Origin of the sequence: Niabella aurantiaca DSM 17617 (genome assembly GCF_000374125.1) — a bacterium.
Taxonomy (GTDB): Bacteria; Bacteroidota; Bacteroidia; order Chitinophagales; family Chitinophagaceae; genus Niabella; species Niabella aurantiaca.
On record NZ_KB893637.1, the window covers coordinates 367380 to 390119 of the forward strand.

Annotated in this window: 15 protein-coding genes and 1 pseudogene; 15 read left to right on the plus strand and 1 reads right to left on the minus strand. The window is 49.5% G+C overall.

What is annotated here, in order from left to right; genetic code table 11:
* The first annotated feature begins 2 nt into the window (after positions 1–2).
* The 10 genes from B160_RS0115250 to B160_RS0115305 all read left to right on the plus strand — a co-directional run bounded on the left by B160_RS0115250 (position 3) and on the right by B160_RS0115305 (position 17879).
* On the plus strand, positions 3–1838 hold the full coding sequence (locus tag B160_RS0115250; RefSeq protein ID WP_018628797.1) for a RagB/SusD family nutrient uptake outer membrane protein: 1836 nt from the start codon (positions 3–5) through the stop codon (positions 1836–1838).
* A 146-nt stretch (positions 1839–1984) separates the two neighbouring features.
* Positions 1985–3310, plus strand: coding sequence for a rhamnogalacturonidase (locus tag B160_RS0115260; RefSeq protein WP_018628799.1), 1326 nt, complete (start codon positions 1985–1987; stop codon positions 3308–3310).
* A gap of 111 nt (positions 3311–3421) precedes the next feature.
* Positions 3422–5308 carry a rhamnogalacturonan lyase gene (locus B160_RS0115265; RefSeq protein ID WP_018628800.1) on the plus strand — a complete coding sequence of 629 codons (1887 nt, stop codon included), beginning with the start codon at positions 3422–3424 and terminating at the stop codon, positions 5306–5308.
* A gap of 78 nt (positions 5309–5386) precedes the next feature.
* Positions 5387–8344, plus strand: coding sequence for a DUF4982 domain-containing protein (locus tag B160_RS0115270; protein ID WP_018628801.1), 2958 nt, complete (start codon positions 5387–5389; stop codon positions 8342–8344).
* Positions 8345–8403: 59 nt separating this feature from the next.
* Complete coding sequence (locus tag B160_RS29270; RefSeq protein WP_018628802.1) at positions 8404–10695, plus strand: alpha-L-rhamnosidase-related protein; 2292 nt, start codon at positions 8404–8406, stop codon at positions 10693–10695.
* 31 nt (positions 10696–10726) lie between these two features.
* Positions 10727–11707 (plus strand): polysaccharide deacetylase family protein, encoded by a 981-nt coding sequence (locus B160_RS0115280; RefSeq protein WP_018628803.1) that lies wholly within the window; start codon positions 10727–10729, stop codon positions 11705–11707.
* A 28-nt stretch (positions 11708–11735) separates the two neighbouring features.
* Positions 11736–14081: a glycosyl hydrolase 115 family protein gene (locus B160_RS0115285; RefSeq protein ID WP_026309799.1), complete on the plus strand. Its 2346-nt coding sequence runs from the start codon at positions 11736–11738 to the stop codon at positions 14079–14081.
* Between the two features lie 207 nt (positions 14082–14288).
* The gene (locus tag B160_RS0115295; protein WP_245562227.1) at positions 14289–15626 is read left to right on the plus strand and encodes a rhamnogalacturonan acetylesterase; all 1338 of its coding nucleotides are present in this window, start codon (positions 14289–14291) and stop codon (positions 15624–15626) included.
* A 42-nt stretch (positions 15627–15668) separates the two neighbouring features.
* Positions 15669–17072, plus strand: a complete 1404-nt coding sequence (locus tag B160_RS0115300; protein ID WP_211218082.1) for a family 43 glycosylhydrolase — start codon at positions 15669–15671, stop codon at positions 17070–17072.
* A gap of 27 nt (positions 17073–17099) precedes the next feature.
* Positions 17100–17879 (plus strand): sialate O-acetylesterase, encoded by a 780-nt coding sequence (locus tag B160_RS0115305; RefSeq protein WP_018628808.1) that lies wholly within the window; start codon positions 17100–17102, stop codon positions 17877–17879.
* 262 nt (positions 17880–18141) lie between these two features.
* Here the strand turns inward: B160_RS0115305 and B160_RS0115310 are convergent, their stop codons facing one another.
* A complete protein-coding gene (locus B160_RS0115310) occupies positions 18142–18765 on the minus strand; it encodes a cysteine peptidase family C39 domain-containing protein (protein ID WP_018628809.1) in 624 nt (207 codons plus the stop codon).
* Between the two features lie 153 nt (positions 18766–18918).
* Here B160_RS0115310 and B160_RS30715 point away from each other — a divergent pair, with 153 nt between their 5' ends.
* The 5 genes and pseudogenes from B160_RS30715 (at position 18919) to B160_RS32270 (ending at position 22412) form a co-directional block, all read left to right on the plus strand.
* Positions 18919–20238 (plus strand): TlpA disulfide reductase family protein, encoded by a 1320-nt coding sequence (locus tag B160_RS30715; RefSeq protein ID WP_018628810.1) that lies wholly within the window; start codon positions 18919–18921, stop codon positions 20236–20238.
* A 138-nt stretch (positions 20239–20376) separates the two neighbouring features.
* A complete protein-coding gene (locus B160_RS0115320) occupies positions 20377–20613 on the plus strand; it encodes a hypothetical protein (RefSeq protein WP_018628811.1) in 237 nt (78 codons plus the stop codon).
* Positions 20614–20810: 197 nt separating this feature from the next.
* On the plus strand, positions 20811–21896 hold the full coding sequence (locus B160_RS0115325) for a hypothetical protein (protein ID WP_157558074.1): 1086 nt from the start codon (positions 20811–20813) through the stop codon (positions 21894–21896).
* Positions 21897–21929: 33 nt separating this feature from the next.
* A pseudogene (locus tag B160_RS32570) lies at positions 21930–22196 on the plus strand (class I SAM-dependent methyltransferase); the annotation flags it as partial.
* Between the two features lie 18 nt (positions 22197–22214).
* Positions 22215–22412, plus strand: a complete 198-nt coding sequence (locus B160_RS32270; RefSeq protein ID WP_245562228.1) for a hypothetical protein — start codon at positions 22215–22217, stop codon at positions 22410–22412.
* Positions 22413–22740 lie beyond the last annotated feature (328 nt).

Here is a 22740-nt window from a genome sequence, read left to right on the forward strand (position 1 = left end):
ACATGAGGCAATCATATATACGTTTTTCAATGCTGGCCCTGGTGGCGGTAGCATTGACCGCCGGATCCTGCAGGAAGATGCTGGAAGTGCTGCCGGAAGACCGCCTGGATCAATCGATGGTGTACAACAGCCTTGCTGACGCGGATGCAGTGGTATTGGGCATTTACGGGCAGGTGGCCGCGCTGGGCGACCGGTATATCTTATTGAATGAACTGCGGGCGGACCTGGTGGACGTAACGCCCAACGCAGATCCCTATCTGCAGCAGCTGTCTGCACATAATGTGAGCGCGGATAACCCGTATGCAGACCCGGCGCCTTTCTATAAGGTGATCTTTAACTGCAATGATGCGTTGGCCAACTTTAAGATCATGGCCGATAAAGGCGTGCTGAGCCAGGCAGAATTTGCGCAACGCTACTCCGATATAGCGGTGCTCCGTACCTGGCTCTACCTGCAGCTGGGGATCCATTACGGAGCGGTGCCTTATATAAAGGATGCCGTAACAACGGTAAAGGACATTCCTGCCTTGAACAATGCCCCCAAACTGCCTTTTGATCAGCTCATCGATCAGCTGATCGCCGATACAAAAGACCTGCCCTACCTGGAGTACCTGGCGTATCCGGCGGAAACTTCCCTGGTTTTTACGGTTGATGGAAGCAATACGCAAAAGGTATTCATTAGCAAACCGCATGTTTTGGGAGAATTGTATTTATGGAAAGGCGATTATTACCAGGCGGCGTACTGGTATAAGAAACTGCTTTCTGGTATGGATGTAGGCGCGCCGCGGATCGAATACGAGGTGAACGAGAACCGGATCAGCTCCTTCAATTTCCTGGTAACTTTTGAAAGGTCGCAGGATGGGTCGTCACTGGTAAACTCCTTAACCGATGTGGGCGCCTCCTGGCGGAGTATCTTTGCCATAGCCAATACGGTGCGGGAGTGGTCTTATGAATGGAACTGGTCCATCCCTTACAGTAATTCATTTGCGCCGGGCAATCCTTTCGTGGAGCTGATGTCTAAGGCCGGCGGGTATAAAATAAAACCATCGCAGAAAGTGATCGATCTGTGGAATGCGCAAACTTTAACGAATGGTGTGCCCTGGGATGCACGGGGCAAAATGTCTTATGAGATTGCGCCCGATGGAGACCCCGTAATTACCAAGTTGACCGATAATGCCACAGCGCCGCTGTCGTTGCTGAATAAGGGCGGGCAATGGAACATCTTCAGAGCAGCGCAGGCGCATCTGCGTTTTGCCGAGGCGGCCAACCGGGATGGCCAGGGTCGGGTAGCGTATGCGCTTTTAAATGATGGTTTGATCAATACCTTTTATTACGGGGCGTTTAGTTCCGGCGGAACAAAGATCCCGGGTAGCTTTTTTGAGCTGGAATCGGAAATCACGCACCAGGGCTTTGGCACCGGCCGGGTAACCTATCCGGTGGGGTCGCCTTATTATTTTGATGCCCGGGATAACCAGAGTGTGGCAAGAGGGGTGTGGTACCGGAACAGAGGCATTCGCGCCAGGGCCGCTATGCCCAACCTGGCATTACCGGGTATTACCTACGGCCCGGGGACTGCGGGCGGTTATGGCAGTGTGATGATGGGCTTTGACGTAGATCCCGTTCTGCTGGAAGATAAAATTATAGAAGAGGATGCCCTGGAGCTGGCTTTCGAAGGAGAGCGCTGGTCCGATCTTACACGCATCGCCCGCCGGCGCAACGACCCTGCTTTCCTTGCCGATAAAATTTATGAAAAACTGATAAAGGCCGGTAATCCCAACGCAGGAGCCGCGAGGGCAAAGCTGATGGACCCGAAGAACTGGTATCTGCCGTTTAAGCTGTAGGGACCGGCCTGTCATTCGCCCGTAAGAGGGGCCGGATGATCCGGTGTTTTTTGGAGGGTCCTGTATCCTGGTGCTGGATTGCACCGGCAAGCAGGCAAATTGTTTACCGGTACCGCCCCCCGTTGCACCGGTATAAAAAAAAATAAATGAAGATCAATATGTACATAAGACTGATGGTTTTGTTGTTGCTGCTTTCAGGCAAAGAGCTTCGGGCCCAGGAACTTTTTCCCGATGGATCGCCGATACCCGCGTGGTTCCGGGAAACGGTGCCCACTGATGTGGACGGGCTTGGGAAAAAATACCGCATCACCGATTATGGTGTGGTGCCCGACAGTACCCTGGTACAGACGAAAAAGATACAGGCAGTCATTGACAAGGCCGCCACAGGTGGTGGAGTGGTCATGATTCCAAAGGGCGTTTTTCTGACCGGCTCTTTGTTCTTTAAACCAGGCACGCACCTGCACCTGGAAGAAGGAGCCACCCTGAAGGGAAGCAGCGATATCAGCGACTTTGAGCTGGTAACAACCCGTATAGAGGGACAGACGCTGAAATATTTTGCGGCCCTGGTGAACGCAGATCATGTGGATGGATTTACGGTCTCCGGCAAGGGTACATTGAATGGCAACGGGCTCAGTTACTGGAAGCATTTCTGGTTGCGGCGCCGGTTCAACCTGAAGTGTACCAATATGGATGAAATGCGTCCGCGTGTTTTGTATGTTTCCAATAGCAAGAATGTTCAGATCTCCGGCATCCGGCTCATCAATTCCCCCTTCTGGACCTCGCATTATTATAAATGCGAAAACCTGAAATTGCTGAACCTGTTTATTTATGCGCCTTTTGAGCCGGTGAAAGCGCCCAGCTCCGATGCCATCGACCTCGATGTATGCAGGAACGTGCTCGTCAAAAACTGTTATCTGTCCGTAAATGATGATGCGATAGCATTGAAGGGCGGAAAAGGACCGTTTGCGGATAAGGACACGGTGAACGGAGGGAATTACAATATCATTATTGAAGATTGTACCTATGGCTTTTGCCACAGCGCACTCACCTGTGGCAGTGAATCGATCCATGACCGGAATATTATTTTGAGAAGATCCCGGCTGCAAGGCGCCCGGAGGGTATTGCAGTTAAAGATGCGTCCGGATACGCCGCAGCATTATGAATACATCACTATTGAGGGACTTACCGGCGATGCAGGAGTGCTGCTGGATGTAAATCCCTGGACACAGTTTTTTGACCTGAAGGGGGAAAAGAAAATGCGTACCACGGATGCGCACCATATCACTTTTAAGAACCTCCGGCTGAATTGTGATGCGGTATTCAACGTAAAAAAGTCGGACCAGTATTCGCTTCATGATTTTATGTTTAAAGATCTTAAAATAAGAACGGGGAAAACCTCAATGGTTCATAAAGAAGATATGGGGAATGCGGTTTGGGATGATGTTATGATCAACGGAGCGGTAGTAAAATGAGGAGCCCGTTTCGGAAATTGTTTATATTTCAATTATTAAAATACGGACAATAAATATTAAAGACCAACTTCTCAGAAGGCAATTTGTATTTAATCATTAAAGAGTATGGCGATGAACCGTTTTTGGTTACAGGTTTTGTTTTTGATGCTGGGCATGACTGCCCGGTCGCAGCGGTTGATGGAGCCGCTGAACAGGGGTGTAGTGGCCATCCCCGACGGCAGCGGGAAGATCTTCGTCAGCTGGAGGTTGCTGGCTACGGACCCGGACGGTATTGCCTTTGATCTTTACCGGCAAACGGGAAAAACGGTAGTAAAGCTCAATAAAGATCCGCTTACGGAGACGACCGGCTTTTCAGATGTTTTTCCGGCCGCCGCGCACGCGGTAACCTATATTGTAAAACCGGTATTCAGGGGCCGGGAGTTAAGCGGGGGCGGGCGTTTTGTGCTTACGGATAAAGACCGTCCCTTTTTATCCCTGCCCCTCAGTATTCCGGATGGCTATGCTGTCAATGACGGCTCTGTTGGTGACCTGGACGGTGATGGTACGTATGAGATTGTATTGCATGTGGCGGGCAAGGGGCACGATAACAGCCATGCCGGTTTTACGGACCCGCCGCTGATACAGGCGTATAAAATGGACGGCGCCTTATTGTGGACCATCGATCTGGGAAAGAATATTCGCGAGGGCGCACACTATACCCAGTTTATGGTGTACGACCTGGATGGTGATGGCAAGGCGGAAGTGGCCATGAAGACTGCGGACGGAACGGTGGACGGCAGGGGAAATGTTGTAGGCGACCGTACAAAAGACTGGCGGAATGATAAAGGATATATCCTGGCGGGTCCCGAGTATTTAACGGTATTTAACGGGCAAACGGGCGCGGTCATCCATACGGTGGATTTTGTTCCGCCGCGCTCCTCCCTTTCATTAACCCCGTCACCGGCGGCCCTGAAAAAGATCTGGGGTGATGGCTATGGCAACCGCATGGATCGTTTTCTTGCGGCCATTGCCTACCTGGACGGTGTGCATCCGAGTTTGATCATGACCCGCGGCTATTATACAAGAACCGTGATCGCCGCCTGGGATCTGAGAGATAAAAAACTGCAGCAACGCTGGGTATTTGATTCCGGTGTCCGGGGAAACGAACGGTTTGCCGGTCAGGGAAACCATAACCTGAGTATTGCCGATGTAGATGGGGACGGCAGGGATGAAATTGTTTATGGTGCCATGTGCATTGATGATAATGGCCGGGGGCTGTACAGCACAGGCCTGGGGCATGGGGATGCGCTGCATGTGTCTGACCTGGATCCATCCATCCCGGGTCTGGAGGTATTTGACATCCAGGAGCGTTTTGATGATGCGGGTTGCAGTTTTCGCGCGGCGGCCACAGGAGAAGTGTATTGGAAAAAGCCGTCTGTAAAGGCCGGAGCGGATGGGGAAGGCCCCGGGCGTGGCCTGGCCCTCGATGTGGATCCCCGCTATCCCGGCGCAGAATGCTGGGTGGCGGGGGCCGGTATCACCGGAATGTTTGATTGCAGGGGAAACAGGATCGCAGACAGAACGCCCGCCTGCAATATGGGTGTTTTGTGGGATGGCGACCTGCTGGCGGAAATACTCAACGGAACAAATATTGATAAATGGGATTATGCCCGTCAGTCTGTAAACAGGCTGCTCAGCGCGGCCCGGTATCAGTGCCGCAGCAATAACGGCACCAAGGCAACGCCGGTACTGGTAGGCGATATTTTAGGCGATTGGCGGGAAGAGGTGCTGTACAGCACGGTTGATAACAAAGAACTGCGGATCTTTTCAACAGCTGTTCCCACAACCCATCGCTTTTATACGCTGATGCAGGATCCGCAATACCGGCTGAGCATTGCCTGGCAGAATGTGGGCTATAACCAGCCGCCGCATACCGGTTTCTTTTTTGGAGCGGGCATGAAGCAGCCGCCGGAACCGGATATCAAAGTGGTTAAACCGGTAAAGGCAGGTGCTCAATGATGCACTGCGCTATGGTGTCCACACGAATCATCATAAAGAATAATGAGGTTCACAAACAAAATCTAAAATAAACGACACGTGAAGAAAAGGATCATCGCGGCTATTGTTTTCCTGGCAGCCGTATTTACAGCATGGACGCAGCCACAGCCGAGGACAAAGTATGATTTTAATGCTTCCTGGAAATTCCAAATGGGAGATCTTTCCGGAGCCGAGGCTGCTGCATATGACGACAACGGATGGCAGCAGGTTACGCTGCCCCGCGCCTGGAACGAAGATGAAGCTTTTAAAAAAGATATCAGGGAATTGTCAACGGGCATCGTATGGTACCGCAAACACTTTAAACTTCCGGCCTCGGCCCGCGGACAGAAGGTCTTTATAGAATTTGAAGGCATCCGCCAGGCTGGTGACTTCTATGTGAACGGCAAGCTGGTTGGCATTCATGAGAACGGTGTTATGGCCTTTGGCTTTGATATTACCGACCTGGTACGGTTTGATAAGGAGAACATCCTTGCGGCGCGTATCGATAATTCCTGGGATTATCGCGAAAGGGCAACGAACACCAAATTTCAGTGGGAGGATAAAAATTTTAACGCCAATTATGGCGGCATCATTAAAAATGTATACCTGCATATCGCTCCCCGGCTGTACCAGACGCTTCCCCTGTATTCGGGTTTGAAAACGACCGGTGTGTACATCTATGCAACCGGTTTTGATATCCGGGGAAAGACGGCCGGTATTCATGCGTCTTCAGAAATAAAGAACGAAACGGCAAAGGAGCAAAGGGTGGACTATGCAGTAGCGGTAGTGGATCCGGATGGAAAGACGGTCGGGTCCTTTAAGGGAGAAACGGTTCTGATCCGGCCGGGGGAAATGAAAACCGTAAGCGCTGCTGCAACGGTGCGCGGTCTGCATTTCTGGAGCTGGGGCTATGGTTATTTGTATGATGTGCAAACCACCCTGCTGGTAAACAATAAGCCGGTTGACCGGGTAATCACCAAAACGGGCTTCCGGAAAACGGAGTTCAAAAATGGCATGATCTACCTGAACGACCGTGTCATGATGGTGCATGGGTATGCGCAGCGCACATCTAACGAATGGCCTGCCACCGGGCTTTCTGTGCCTGCCTGGATGAGCGATTACAGCAATGGCCTGATGGTGGAAGGGGGCGGGAACCTGGTGCGGTGGATGCACATCACACCGGCAAAGCAGGATGTGGAAAGCTGCGACCGCGTGGGCCTGATGCAGGCCATGCCGGCGGGTGACGCCGAAGCCGATGTGCAAGGCACCCGGTGGGAACAGCGTAAAGCCGTGATGCGCGATGCGATCATTTACAACCGGAACAACCCCAGCATTATTTTTTATGAGTGCGGGAACCACGGCATCAGCGAAGTGCATATGGCAGAAATGAAGGCGATCCGCGATGCGTATGATCCTCATGGGGGACGGGCAATCGGCAGCCGGGAGATGCTGGACAGTAAAACAGCCGAGTATGGCGGTGAGATGCTTTATACCAATAAAAGTGCGCATATCCCGCTGTGGGCAATGGAGTACTCCCGGGATGAAGGATCGCGAAAATATTGGGATGAATGGACGCCGCCCTATCATAAAGACGGCGATGGCCCCCTGTATAACGGGCAAAAGGCTGCCGGTTATAACCGTAACATGGAATCGCACGCGTTGGAGAATGTAAAGCGCTGGTACGAGTTCTGGCGCGAGCGCCCCGGAACCGGCCGCCGGGTCAGCAGCGGCGGTGTAAACATTGTCTGGTCAGAGACCAATACCCACCACCGTGGCGAGGAAAACTACCGCAGGAGCGGAGAGGTGGATGCGCTGCGTATCCGCAAACAGAATTTTTATGCCAACCAGGTCATGTGGGATGGCTGGGTGGTTCCCGAACGATACCGCATGCACATCGTTGGGCATTGGAATTACAAGCCCGGCGTAAAAAAAGATGTGTATGTGATCGCTTCCGCTCCCAAGGTAGAACTGAAGATCAATGGCCGGTCGCTGGGGTATGGTTTGCAAAGTGATGGTTTTATCTTTATCTTTAAAAATGTTGCATGGCAACCGGGAGCCATTTCGGCAACCGGCTATGATGCGCAGGGCAAACGCGTTTGTACCGACGAGATCAGGACCACCGGAGAGCCGGCGGCTTTGCGTCTTACCCAGGTAAAACGGCCCACGCCATTTCGTGCAGACGGGCATGATATGGCATTGGTAGAAGTGGAAGTGGTGGATGCCAGCGGCCGTCGCTGTCCCACGGCTTTGAACAGGATCCGTTATAAAATGAACGGTCCGGGTGAATGGCGTGGGGGCATGGCAATGGGACCGGATAACTATATCCTGAAAAAAGAATTCCCGGTAGAAGGAGGTGTGAACCGTTTTCTTATCCGTTCAACCGGCACACCCGGTACCATAACCGTTCAGGCAACGGCGGATGGTCTGAAACCCGCTGCTATCCGGCTTCATACCCGGGCAGTACCGGTAACGGGCGGGTTGGCAGAGTTGTTGCCCGCCGATGGGCTGCCCTCGTTGCTCACAAGGGGCGCCACCCCGCTGACCCCTTCTTATTCCGTTGTACGCAGGTCCGTACCGGTAAGGGCCGCCGCCGCGGGTGCAAATGCAGACAGGGCGGGGCTCAGCTATGATGATAATGAGCGCACCGATTGGGTAAATGACGGGAAGCTTGCCAATGCCTGGATTGAATACGAGCTGGCCCGGACCGCTACCATTGATGAAGTCTCTTTAAAACTGAACAACTTCCGCACCAAGACCTACCCGCTTCTTGTTACGGTTGATGGCAAGGAGGTTTTTAACGGCAGAACGCAGCCAACCCTTGGGTATTATACGATAAAATGTACGCCGGTCCGGGGAAAGAAGGTGAAGATACAATTGGCGGGCAATGCATCCGGAAAGGCCAATGAAGAAGTGGAAGTTGGAGGAAAAAAACTGGGGGATGGGGTGGCCCGGGATGATGCGCATGCAAAAGGCGCTTTAAGCATCATTGAAGCAGAGATCTATGAACGGGCAAAATAGCCTGTTCCCGGATACAGGATTTTAAAGAGAACAAAAGAATTGCCTGAAACCGAATATTGATGATGCGTACCGTCTTTTTTTTCATAATGGCCCTTTCTGCGCTGTTAAGCCATGCGCAGGCGCCGTCCCGCTTACGAACGGAGCTGCTGGAGCATACGGACCGGGTGTTCCTGGATGGCTACCTGACCACCCTGTCCCTGCAGGAAGCCGGAACGGCCATCGAACGGTACCAGGTGGCTGCGATCCGGAGCGCCCGTCCCTCTTTTAGCTGGGTGGTGAACAGCGGTGCTTCCAACACGCTGCAGGCAGCCTACCGGATCCAGGTGGCTTCTTCCCGGGAAAAGCTGGCAAAGGGGGAGGCGGATATCTGGGACAGCCGCAAGGTGAAGAGCGGTCACTCGGTTGCCGTTCCATTTGAGGGAGCACCACTGCAGCCCTCCCGTATCTATTACTGGAACGTGAAGACCTGGGATAATCACGGCGTGGAAAGCCCCTTTTCGGAAATAAAAGGTTTCATCACTGCCCGGGAGCTGGATGGCAAAACGGCGCAATATCCGCTGCAGATCACCGATGAATATCCTGTTAAAGTGAAGGCGATCGGTCCGGGGAGCACGTTTATTGATTTCGGGAAGGCGGCTTTCGGAAAGCTACGGCTGACGCTGAGGTCCGATAGCGGGAAGGATACCGTTACCATTCACCTGGGGGAACACAGTGTAAATGGGCGGGTAGACCGGAAGCCCGGCGGCTCCGTCCGGTACACGGTATATCAGCTGCCGCTGATAGCGGGGGTGCATACCTATACGATCAAATTCCGGCCGGACGGAAGGAACACCCGGCGGAAGGCGAATGAAAGCGGGGTGGACCCGGTTTTTATGCCCGCCTATATCGGGGAAGTGTTTCCCTTCCGGTATGGCGAGATCTGCAATTATATCCCGCCGGTAACGGATAAAGACATCGTCAGGCAAAGCGTACATTATCCCTTTGACGATGGGGCCGCTGCCTTTCATTCTTCAGACTCTGTGCTGAACAACGTATGGGACCTTTGCCGGTATTCGGTAAAGGCTACCTCGTTTTTGGGTACCTATGTGGATGGCGACCGGGAACGCCTGCCTTATGAGGCGGATGCCCTGATCAACCAGCTTTGCCATTATTATGCGGACCGTGAGTTTTCAATGGCGCGCCATACACTGGAATACCTCCTGTATAATGCCACCTGGCCAACGGAGTGGAATCTTCAGCCGGTGCTGATGGCATGGAATGATTACCGGTTCACGGGCAACAAGGACTTTCTGGAACAGTATTATGACGACCTTAAGGCCAAAACGCTGCTGGCCCTGAAGGAGGACAACGGGCTGATATCTACAAGAACGGGGAAGATGACCACCGCATTCTACCGCTCCATTCATTTTAAAGGCAAAGCACTGAGGGATATCGTCGACTGGCCGCAAAGCGGCAATGCAGGAAATGAAAAAGAGCAGGGCGGTGAGGCCGACGGATATGTTTTCACCACCTACAATACTGTGGTGAATGCTTACCATTACGAGGCGCTGCGTTTAATGAGCCGGATCGCCGGTGTATTGAACAGGAAACGCGATCAGCAATTTTACGAAGCCGCAGCCGGAAATGTTAAAAAACAATTTAACCGCCTGCTTTTTGATCCAAAGAAGGGGCACTATAAGGATGGGGTAGAAACGGATCACAGTTCGCTGCACGCAAATATGTTCCCTCTTGCATTTGACATGGTGCCGGAAAAGAACATCGAACAGGTTGCTGCATTTATCCGGTCAAGAAGAATGGCCTGCAGCGTTTATGGAGCACAGTTCCTGCTGGATGCGGTGTATGAAGCGGACGATGCGGGATATGGCCTGGCGTTGCTTTCGTCAACCGGCGAACGCAGCTGGTATAATATGATCCGGGCCGGCTCTACCATAACGATGGAGGCCTGGGACAACAGGTACAAGCCCAACCAGGACTGGAACCATGCCTGGGGTGCCGCCCCCGCAAATATCATCCCGGGCCGGCTTATGGGTGTAACACCTGCGGAACCCGGGTTTGAAAAAATATGCATCCGGCCCCGGCCGGCATCGCTTCGCGAAGCGTCATTAAAAATGCCTTCCATACGCGGCGATATCCGGGTTTCATTCGTAAATGACCCCGGCGTGCGCTTTGCACTGCAGGCTGCGATCCCCGCCAATACAACGGCAGAAGTATGGCTGCCGTTCAGCGGCAAAAAGTACCGGCTGCTGGTAGACGGCAGCGTGCAGAAAGGAACCCTGTCCGGGGCCTTTGTTAAAGTGGATATCGGTTCGGGCCGGCATACGCTCCGGATCGAAGATCTTTCGGAAAAATAAAACAGCATTGATCGCAAAATTTGATGGGAGTATGTATCGATTTTATTGGGTTTTGATGATGACGGCTTTGGGGCATAACTGCTGCCGGGCGCAGGAGGATCCGTTGCTTTTTCGCATCGCAAAATATAAAGATGATAAGACCTGTGCCATCAGCTATACATTTGACGACGGGCTGAGGGAGCACTATACACTGGTAGCGCCAAAGTTGAAAGCGCTGGGTTTTCGCGCTACGTTCTGGATCAATGGCAGCAAGATCAATCCGGGTGCCGGTGCAATAAAAGACACTACCCGTATGACCTGGGCGGAGCTGAAAGAAATGGCAAAGGACGGGAACGAAATCTCCAATCATGGCTGGGCGCATAAAAATTTCGGAAAATATAACCTGGAGGAACTCCGGGAAGACATTGCCCGGAACGACAGCGCCATTTATCATCATATCGGCATTATGCCCAGCACCTTCTGTTATCCCAACAACGCAAAAACACCGGAGGGCGTGCGCATGGCGTCGGAGCACCGGGTGGGTACCCGAACGGTGCAGCATTCGGTAGGCAGCAAATCGACACCTCAAAACCTGCAGCAATGGGTAGACACATTGCTGCGCAGCAGGGAGTGGGGCGTAACCATGACGCATGGGATCACCTATGGCTATGATCATTTTCGGGCAGCCGCTATCTTATGGGAGCACCTGGAACGCGTCAAAGCGCTGGAAGACCAGATATGGGTGGGCACTTTTCATGATATAGCGGCCTATACAAAGGAGCGGGACCTGCTTCAATACGACATAAGAACGAAGCGGGGCGGGTTTGTCATAACGCCGCGGTTGGAGCTGGATGAAAAGCTCTTTACAGAACCATTGACCGGTGTTATAGAAGGGAAGGGGATCCGGAACCTGAAGATCCGGCAGGGAAAGAAAAAGCTGAAGCTTCGGGTAACGGCGGACAAGGTCTTGTTTGATTTTAACCCCTATGGCGGGGAGCTGTCGGTAACCGGAGCGGGGCTGGGTGGCAGGTAAAGAGGATAACCGGAAATAAAATAAAAACATGAAGAAATTACCAGTATGCCTTCTGTTGGCAGTAATGCTGCCGGTTTATACGTACGCCGGAATCATTTTTCGAAGGGGTGCAGATGTACGGGTATCGCTCGATGGTGATGAGGCGCCGGTAGTGCACACGGCGCTTCAGATGTTGACGCAAGACTTTAAAAATGTTTTCGGAAGCCGCCTGGTACCCGCCCGCAGCGGGCAGATCTTTATCGGAACGCTGGGGGTAAGCCCTGTTGTTGAAAAAGCCGTAAGCTCCGCATCGGTACGCCGGTACCCGGAAGGTTTTGTGATGACGGTGAAGAATGATCAGCTGTACATTCTCGGAAGCGATAAACGCGGCACCGCTTACGGTATTTTGGAGCTGTCGCGGATGATCGGTATATCGCCCTGGGAATGGTGGGCCGATGTGCCGGCTGAAAAAATACCGGTGTTCCGTTTAAAGAATGGATATACCCGCCTGGAGTATCCTTCAGTCGTCTACCGCGGTATTTTTATCAATGATGAGGATTGGGGCCTGATGCCCTGGAGCAGTAAGAACTTTGAGCCGGGCCTGCCCACTGTCGGAAAAACAAAAGGGGCGATGGGCCCGAAGACCTATGCAAAGATTTTTGAACTGTTGCTGCGGTTGCGGGCGAACACGATCTGGCCGGCAATGCACGAGGTGAGCGTGCCTTTTTATCTGACCAAGGGCAATAAGGAAATGGCGGATAAATACGGCATCCTGGTAGGTACTTCGCACTGCGAACCCCTCATGCGCAACAGCGTTACTGAATGGGATATTGCCGGCAAAGGTCCGTACAATTATGTAACCAATAAAGAAGCACTCCTTGCTTACTGGGCCGAACGTTTAAAGGAACTGAAAGGCGCCGATAATATTTATACCATCGGCCTGCGGGGCAAGCATGATGGCATGATGCAGGGCGTAAAAACATTGCCGCAGCATAAAAAAGTATTGGCTGACGTGCTGGAGGATCAACGGGAATTGCTGAAAGCATATGTGAACCCGGATCTTACCAAAGTGCCGCAGCTGTTTATTCCCTACAAGGAAGTGCTGGATGTGTATAACGACGGGTTAAAAGTGCCGGATGATGTAACCCTGATCTGGTGTGATGACAATTACGGATATATCCGGCATTTTCCCGATGAGCAGGAGCGGGCGCGGAAAGGAGGCAATGGCGTGTATTATCATGTTTCCTATTGGGGACGGCCACACGATTATCTCTGGTTGTCGACCAATCATCCGGCACAGCTATACACCCAAATGAAGCGAGCTTATAATAAGGGCGCAAGAAAGATGTGGATGCTGAACGTGGGCGATATAAAACCGGCAGAATATTTAACCGAACTGTTCATGGACATGGCCTGGGATATCGGGTCGATCGGGAACAGCGCAGCTGGCCTTGACAAGCATTTATATGCGTGGCTGAGCCGGGGATTTGGGGCGGCCGCTGCAACAGCGTTGCTGCCGGTGATGAATGAATACTATCGCCTGGCCTATATCCACAAGCCTGAATTTATGGGCGGCACACGAACCGAAGAAAAAGATCCGGCGTACAAAATGGTTACCGACCTCCCCTGGAGCGAAGCGGAGATCCGCCGGCGCATCCGTGATTACGACCGTATTGCTGCCCGGGTAGTACAGCTTTCGGGGAAGATACCGGCGGAAAAGCGGGCCGCATGGTTCCAACTGATCGAATATCCCGTGCGGGGTGCTGCTGAAATGAATAAAAAATTTTTGTACGGCCAGCTGGCAAGACATGGAAAAGTTGATTGGAGCCTGAGCGACAGGGCTTATGAGATCATTGAGAAGCTCACCCGGCAATACAATACGCTCAATAACGGTAAATGGAAAGGGATCATGACAAGCCATCCCCGGGCGCTTCCTGTTTTTGAAAAACTGACCCATACAGGAACGGATGCGGCAATGGTGAAAGAGAACCGGCCCCGGTTCTTATGGAATGGGAGCGCATACAGGAGTTATACGGGGGAAAGACCGGTTGCGCATGGTTTAGGCTACCAGCGGGGCGCGGTAAGCATATCAAAAGGCAGCTCCGTTGTATATGATTTTACATCGGCTGGTAGCGCCGTCACCGTTGAAGTGGCCCTTGCGCCCAATCATCCCGTTGCAGGTGAACGGATCCGCTATGCGATCCGGATCGATGACGGGCCGGTTCAGGAAGTGGATTATGCTACAGAAGGCCGGAGCGAAGAATGGAAGGAAAATGTGTTGAGCAACCAGGCCAAACGCGCTACCCGGCATAAGCCGGTAAAGGAAGGGAAGCATCTGGTAACGATCAAAGCGCTGGATGAGGGCGTTGTTGTAGACCAGGTAAGGATATGGTAGCAAAGGCATATTTGCAAAAAGGGATTCAATACCGTTTCCTTAAACGATTCTTATGGTTGCCGCAGATACACTGATTGCGCCTGAGGCGCTTTTCTGCGACATTTTTACTGTTAAAGCGGATACTAAATCTGCGCAGCTGCGGTTTTAAGGAAACAGCATTGAATAGGGATTGTTCTTTTGTCGGTATTAAAAAAATGAAACATAAACATGATGAAACAGATCATTTACGGGAATAGTATTGCCTGCCTGGCGGCGCTGCTTTTTTGTCCGCAGCTGCGCGCGCAGACCTTTAAGTTTGATTTTGGAAAAGGGAAGGCAGAAAGAGGATATATCAAAATTTTGCCGGGGACCGGGTTTGACCAGCAAAAGGGCTATGGGATCGATCTGGGCACCCCTGTGGTCAGCAATACTTCTGTAGGAAGAACTGCATTGACGGACGGGTTTGTTACCAGCCACCAGCCTTTTTATTTTTCGGTAAAGCTTCCTGAGGGGAATTATGATGTAAAGATCTGGACCGGGGACGACCGGGGGATCTCGGACATAGCCGTCCGCGCGGAAAACCGGCGGATGTTCGTGAACCGGCTGCAAACGGAACGGGGCAGGCACAAGGTGATCACATTTACCGTAAATATCCGCGACAGCCTGATCGCCGGCACCAGTCGCAAAGTCCGTCTTAAAGCGCGCGAGTATGCCTATCTGCACTGGGATAATAAACTGACCCTGGAATTCAACGGCAGCAGTCCCAAAGTAAATGCCATTGAAATCACTCCCAATAAAAAAGCCGTGTCGGTTTTTCTGGCAGGAAATTCAACGGTGGTAGATGGCCCCAGTGAGCCTTTTTCCGCCTGGGGGCAGATGTTCCCTTATTTTTTTCAGCCGGGGAAAGTGGCCATTGTGAACCTTGCCGAATCCGGCGAAACGCTGAGCGGGTTTATCGCAGCCCGCCGGTTTGCAAAAATGCTGAGTCTGATGAAGCCCGGCGATTATGCCTTTGTTGAATTTGGCCATAATGATCAAAAGCAAAAGGGCAGGGGTGTTGGTGCCTTTACCACGTACAAAAGGGACCTGGAGTTCTTTATTGAAGAAGTAAAAAAGAAAGGAGGTGTTCCCGTGCTGGTGACGTCGGTACAGCGGAGGCGGTTTGACAGCAGTGGCCGGATCCAGGAAACCTTAGGTGATTATCCCGCAGCAGTACGGCAAACGGCAAAAGAACGGCAGGTGGCGTTGGTTGACCTGAATGCCCTGAGCAAAACAATGTTCGAGGCAATGGGGGTGGAAGGATCGCTGCTTGCTTTTGCGCATTTTCCGGCCGGAGCGTTCCCCAACAGGAAAGAGGCGATCGCGGATAACACGCATTTCCGTCCCTTTGGTGCGTATGAAGTTGCCAAACTGATGGTGACCGGCGTCCGGAAAGGCGTACCGGATCTTGCCCGGCTGCTAAAACCGGAGGAGCCCGTCTTTGATCCTTCAAAACCCGATGCCTATACCGGTTTTTACTGGCCGCAAAGCCCGGGCAGGGATGCCACAAAGCCGGATGGGAATTGACCCGGCGCAGCGGCATCGCTGCCATATAAAATGATGAACCTGATGCGCTATATTTTAAGATGTTCCTTTTTGATCTTATTGCTGTTATGTGCCCCTGGCGTTCAGGCGCAACGAATGGGGCGGTATCCTGCCATCTATTCCGGTGTGCCCTGGCTGGACGACAGCGGCAATACCGTAAGCGCCCACGGAGCGAATATTGTAAAAGACAACGGCCGGTATTATTTATTTGGTGAACGCCACAGCGATACCAGCAATGCCTTTGCAGGGTTCAATTGCTATTCTTCCGCAGATCTGTACAACTGGAAATTTGAGTCCGTAGCGCTCCCGCTGCAGCCCTCCGGAAAGCTGGGACCTAACCGTGTAGGCGAGCGTCCCAAAGTAATGCAATGCCCTTCCACAGGCGAATACATCCTGTATATGCATGCAGATACACTGGGTTACAGGGATCCCTTTGTGGGATACGCCACGGCAAAAACGATCACCGGCCCTTATACATTCCGGGGGCCGTTGTTGTTTCAGGGAAAGCCCATCCGGAAATGGGATATGGGCGCCTTCCGCGATCAGGATGGCAGCGGTTATATACTGCTGCATGGCGGGGATATTTACCGGCTTGCGGACGATTATAAAAGCATCGCCGCACAGGTGAATAAGGCGATGGCCAGGGGCTTCGAATCGCCGGCCCTGTTCCGGAAAGACAGTCTGTATTACTTTCTGGGCTCCGACCTTACGGGCTGGGAACGGAACGATAATTATTATTATACGGCAACCGCCCTTAGCGGTCCCTGGACGAAAAGGGGTTATATAGCCCCGGCGGGCACGCTTACCTGGAATGCGCAAACCACTTTTGTATTGCCGGTTACGGGTACGGAACAGACCACGTTTATGTTTATGGGCGACCGCTGGTCCTTTCCCCGGCAGGCTTCGGCGGCTACTTATGTATGGCAGCCGCTAAAGGCAGCGGGGCATATCCTTGCATTACCGGAATTTTATGAAGCCTGGGAAATAGACGGGAAGACGGGGGCCTACGGGCCGGCGGTTGTTGCCGGACGCGCAATAGCGGCGCATAACAGGCGGATCCGTTATTCGGGGGTATGGCAGCGGGATACCTTAAAAAATCAAAGCGCCGATAAAAAAGGCGCTTCGTTTACCGTTAGCGCCAGAACAACACGGCTGGGCTTTTATGGCCTGGCGCGCCCGGACGGAGGCTATGCAGATGTTGTTATACGGAATAGCAGGGGCCGGATCATGGTGCATGCAAATGTGGATATGTATGCAAAGCACCCGGCGGTGGCCCTGAAATTTTTAAGTCCGGTGCTTCCCAATGACCATTATACCATGACGGTTACGGTTTTGGCGGAGCACTGGTACTGGGTAGAAAAAAGCGGGAGGAGATCGGGGAGCAGTGGTGATTGGGTTTCGGTCGACAGGATTCTTGTTGGGCAGTAATGATAAATAGTCTTAAATTGATCTTTAATGAAGACGATACTTTTGTTTTTTTGCATGGCCGTTTCGGCAAAGGCGGGGGCGCAGTCAGACGGTCAAGATCCGGACCTTCATCTCTACCTGCTCATCGGGCAGTCGAATATGGCGGGCAGGGGCCCTCTGGATGAAGCGGGTAAAAAAGAAGATCCGCGGATCCTGATGCTGGATTCGCTGGACCAATGGGTGGTGGCTACGGACCCCGTGCATTTTGATAAGCCAAAGATGGCGGGTGTAGGGCCGGGCCGGGCTTTTGCTGCGGGAATGCTGAAGACCGGTAAGAAGGTCCGTATTGGTTTGATCCCCTGCGCCTGGGGCGGTTCGCCCATAAGGGTGTGGCAGCCCGACGCCCGGTATTTTAAGGCCCGTCCCTATGACGATGCCCTCAGGCGGGCCCGTATTGCGATGCAAAAAGGGGTATTAAAAGGCGTGCTCTGGCACCAGGGAGAATCGGATAATGACACGGTGCATGCAGCCGTATACATGGCGCGGCTGGAGGAACTGGTGGCGCGCCTGCGTACGGATCTGAAGGACCCGCACCTGCCGTTTGTAGCGGGTGAGATCGGCTATTTTAATAAGAAAGGCACGCTCATCAATACCATCATCGATCAGCTGCCACAACAGGTACCCGGCACGGCAGTGGTTTCGGCCAAAGGACTGATGCATAAAGGGGATTCGGTTCATTTTGACACACCCTCGGCCAGGGAGCTGGGAAGGCGGTATGCCGCAGCAATGAAACAGCTGCAGGACAGTGCCGGCCGCGGTGCAGAATAGAGAAGCTAAAAAATGGAAGTAGCCACGAAGACCGAGAGAGTGGGGGATCCAATGTTTTAGCGTGCAGGAAAATTGCCGCCCCTTTTCTTTGCTTTATTTGTTCACAGAAGTCGATTTTACTATTGAATAATACAATCTTTCTGAAGGTTCAGAATATTGGATATCCTTAGCATTAACCGGCTTCGTATAAACCCGACTATTGTTTGACTAAAACTCAACATTACCTGCGCTATTAACACTACTATCACGAACTGGAGGTTCTCTATGCTAATACCGGATCTACAATGCTTTGTGTAAGAAAGAGAAAAATCAACTGCATTAATGATGTTACTATAAACGCCATAAACACTTGCATCAAGGGCCATTTTACTGAACGTAGGTATTGCAATACTACCCCCCAACTTAACTTATGTTCTTTTTGACTTTCTAGTTCATAAAATAAAGGCGTAGGTTCTAGTAGCAGCGCAATGCCAGCCTCTTCTCCTGGACGTCCATTTGAGCTTGTTGTATTATGTGTACTTATCCAATGGTTTAAAAAATCCACTTTTGAGAAGGTGATTACGCCTTTTGCCGGGTCTGCTATTTGAGCGATTCGTTTGGTAAGTTTTGTCAGCACCACAAAATGATATTGGTCCCAATGTAAAGTGCAGGGTAATGGAGCCCTGTCCAGTTGCTCGAATAAAATTTTTACGCCTCTGGTGCGAAAGCCAATTTTCTCAGCTGTATCGCTAATGCCTAGTAAAGATGTGCCCTGCTTGCTAAATCCGGTCATTTGCCGCAAAGTGTCAGTATTGTAGTGCTTCCCACAATGTCTGGAAATCATTCGTAAGCAGGTGGGACCGCAATCCATTGCGTTCAATTGCTTATAAAAAGGAGAATTTCTCATAATCTGCTCAATAGGCCAAGTTTATTCAAATATGAGATTCTTTTGGAAGTAAAAAACTTTATATTTATTTTTAATGCGAGTTTTCTGTTGCCTAAATTTTGGGAGAGATCGCTCTTGTTTTTGACCTTTTGAATACTAACCAAAAATGAACGTATGGCCTTTTTCAATCGACTGCTAAACCCTATTCATCATTGTGAGGATTCAGTGAAAGTTTTTTTATTAAATTTCGTACTTCTGTTTATCGGTCACCAATGTGGCGCACAAACCAATAAGCGGGTACACCTTTTCGGAAATTTCCCCAATTTGCCGGGAGCCAAAGTGTTTATAATCCCTTTAAAAATAGACACCCCATTAAACAATGGAAAGTTAGATATTTGGTTAGATAATATTGAGACTGGAGCGTATCCCATTGGGATTGGCTATCCCTTGAAAAAGGGAAGTGCTCCTGTTTATTCTAGATCACGCGATGGTAATGTTAAACTCTTGAAAAATGATCACCCCGGAGCGGCATTATTTACATACATCTATCTCAATCCTGATCAATCGTCCGAATATAGATTGGAACCTGTTAAAGGACTAACGGTCCCCAAAATTTTAAACTATAAACATTTTGACAACTATAGATCGGGCGTATTCGGTCTGGATATTACTTCAAATGCTGAGGATACTAAATTGTATGCGGAGATCTCAAAGCTGAACGATCAGTATAACAAATTGTCTGTTTATAGAATTATGGATAGCTTATATCAGAAAAGCACAGTTTTAGATAAGATATATAGCGAATTTGAAAAGCAAGCCAAAGAACTGAATCGTCAACGCAACTATACCACTTTATTAAAAGCCAAAAGGGATTTCGCACGCAAACATCCTGAAAATCCAATTGCGGCGCTGGCAATTTTGGATGTTGATAGTTTAAATTTGGCTAAAAATCTCAATGTGTATCAGCAGATACTGGATAAAATGACCGGCCGGGCCGTAGAAAGCGGCTACTATGAAAATATGAAGTTAAAGATAGCTGCGCTCAACGGAGTGAAGCTAAAAGAAGGAGACGCGTTTGCATTGCCGTCAGGAAAGACACCCGAGTCCGCGGCATTAATATACACACCTACTGGCGTCAATTATACGCTTGTAGAGTTTTGGGCCTCCTGGTGTGTCCCTTGCAGGGCACAGAATCCTAAATGGAACGTAATTTTAACTAACTATAAAAATAAAGGATTCAAAATTCTGGGTGTATCTCTGGACCAATATCCAGTGGAATGGAAAGCTGCCATTAAAAAAGATCACCTGGAGGGCTGGCTTCATGTGTCAGATCTTGCATATCCTTGGAATAGCGCTAATGCCCTGAGATATGGGATTCAAGCAATCCCTTTTAATTTATTAATTGATTCGAAGGGGCGTATTGTAAAGAAAAATATAACCCCTTCAGAGTTGGAGGAGTTTCTCGCAAAAAACTTAGCAACTATTGAAAAATAGAGTGTTTTGTAAAACTGATCCAGATAGACTAAACCTGTTTTTTATTATTTGTCATTACGAGAATGGAAAAAATCATTCCGAATGTACGAGAATGAATGATTGTAGCTTCAACTTGTCAATTTAATTTCAGCAAAAAAAATGAAAAAATTAAAACTTAACCTTCAAAACATTGAAGGTATAGAATTACTTACAAAAGCGCAATTGAAAAATGTGTTAGGTGGAACTAACCTCGATGAAACGACGACCACTACGACAACTGGTATGCAGTGCTACTGTTGTGACGGATATGTCGTAGGCGAATCTGGGGATTGTGAAGCTTTAGAGAAAAATGGCTGTACGTATCTTGCAGAAAGTGAGGCAGACTGTAATAGTTAATCTCTAATTTCATTACACCTTGCTGTCTTTGCTAAAAGACCGGGCATTAGAAATCACGAGACTATTAGATGATAAGTTGTATTGATATTGAATAAAAATAACTGAACAAAGACCTCACTTCCATATTTATGATATTTCTCTCTGCACAACCAGACACGTATTATTTTACCGGGCAGTTGGAATTGCAAATATTTAATTTGAATAAACTCGGAATAAGGCCTAGTGATATTCATATTTTAGTAGGTTATAAACCGGCATTAGGATTGGAGCAGCACTTTCAAGAACTAATGAGCCGGTTGGGTCATAAGGCTTCTTTTTATGCATATCCGGATAATCGCATCGTGCCCAAATATGCGTCATCTATACGGCCGCATATCATTCAGCAGGATTTTCAGCAATTTCCCAAATTGGAACAAGAGACTATTTTTTATCATGATTCTGATATTCTATTCAGGGAGCTTCCGGATTTTTCGGAAATGCTTTGGAATGATAAATGGTATGTATCTGATACCCGAGTTTACCTGGATAGCCGATATGTTAAAAGTTTTGGGGGAGAACCGCTTCTTTTGGAAATGTGTAATATAGTCGGTATCCATCCGGAAAAAGTAGTGGCACAGGACCCTAATTGTGGGGGCGCCCAATACTTATTAAAAAATACGACTGTAGAATTTTGGCAAAAATTGGAGAAAGACTCTGAGCACCTCTACACATACATGAATGAATTTAATGCGCGAAGTGTAGATTATGCTGAAAAGAATCAGAAAAATAAAACGATACAGGCGTGGTGCGCAGATATGTGGGGGCTTTTATGGAATGCCCTTTACTATGAAAAAACAGTAGAGATTCATGCGGAGATGGATTTTTGCTGGGCCGACACATCAATTGAAAATTGGAAAAAAAAGAAAATTTTACACTATACCGGAAGCGTTGCAAAAGATAATTCAAAATTATTCAGAAAAACAAACTATTCTGAGTATTACCCGTTTTACGATCTCGGTTTGAATAAAATTGACCCGACCAGTTGCAGCTCAGCCTTAGTGGAAATTATAAAGAAATATGTCATGGAGCTGGAACCATCCAGAATCGACCTTTCGGACACCTTGTTATTTGTTTTAGTGAACCATGAAGGAGAAGGCTCAATAGACGTGTTAACAACCCAGCTGAGATATCTTGAAAAGTTTTTCACCATCAATATATATATAATTGAGACAGGGCCTGTCCAGTTGCATAATAAAATAACTGGCTTGAATACATATGGATATAATTTTTTTCCCATCGAATAGCGATGTGAATGTAAGAGGTATAGCGAACAGGTAAAAAGCGTTGTTGATTTTGGATGTGGCCCAGGGTTTTATGTACGGCATTTAAAAAAAGAAGGCTTTGACATTATTGGATATGACGGAAACCCCCATACGGAGGAAATTTCTCAATCGATATTGAATGATGGGACATTTTGCAAATATCTAGACCTTTCGGTAAAGGTAGATTTAAAACGAAATTTTGACTGCGTAATTAGCCTGGAGGTAGGCGAACATATTCCATATGAATACGAAAGCGTTTTTTGGGAAAACCTAGTTAGGCATTCAGCTAAATGTGTTATTTTGAGTTGGGCAATAGAAGGGCAAGGAGGAGATGGTCATGTTAATTGCCGAAATAATGATTATATTATCAAAGAAATGAGACAAAGAGGGTTTGTAGAATTTGAAGATGCCAAACTATTTCTTAGATCGATGGCTTCCTATTCGTGGTTTAAAAACTCCTTAATGGTTTTTTGGAATGAACAATTTTTAGAGGATTAAAACCGAGGTGTCTTTCTGTGAAAAATAGCTTTGGCGATTCCTTGGAGTCGCCAGCGCAGATGTAAGATCTGTTTTGCTTTCATAGTCAATCTTGCCATTGGGCCCAATAAAAGGCATGGTTTCAATATCCTTTGCAATATCTGCAATATCTGTTGCCCCGGTATTCCTGCGAAAAGCCGGGCTTCATTGAACAATGCCAGTAATTTGTGGCGTAAAATTCCTTTAGTGTTCAAAAAGATCTTTTTATGGTTGCTTGAATTTTCCATAAGTGGAGCGGCTAAAGAACTTTGGGGTTTTAGGTGACCTTCAGTTTATTACTCAAATTTGA